The sequence below is a fragment of the Novipirellula herctigrandis genome (assembly GCA_007859835.1).
GTDB lineage: Bacteria > Planctomycetota > Planctomycetia > Pirellulales > Pirellulaceae > Novipirellula_A > Novipirellula_A herctigrandis.
Window position 1 is genome coordinate 102,984 of sequence record SJPJ01000001.1, and the last position, 486, is coordinate 103,469.

Genomic DNA, 486 nt, shown 5'->3' on the forward strand with positions numbered 1-486 from the left:
CTCGCGGGCAGGGGTTGTTTGCATCAGTTATTTGACCGCAGGGGCCATCCAAATGTTCCACCTAACGAACCGTTGCTAGTAACGAACAGGAGAGAGGATAAGTTGTGCAGCATGCTTTTCTTGCCCCTTCTTGCTCCCCTCCCATCTGACCTCGCCTTTTGGGAGAGGTCGAGCTCTCAGGCTCGGGAGAGGGTTGTTGGTGGCTGCATCCGGTGAAGGCCCTCCCCCTCGCTGCGCTCGACCCCTCCCGCTCTCGCGGGCAGGGGTTGTTTGCTTCAGCTATTTGACCGCAGACGCCATCCAAATGTTCCACCTAACGAACCGTTGCTAACAACGAACAGGAGAGAGGATAAGTTGTGCAGCATGCTTTTCTTGCCCCTTCTTGCTCCCCTCCCATCTCACCAATGCCTTTTGGGAGAGGTCGAGCTCTCAGGCTCGGGAGAGGGTTGTTGATGGCTGCATCCGCTGAACGCCCTCCCCCTCGCT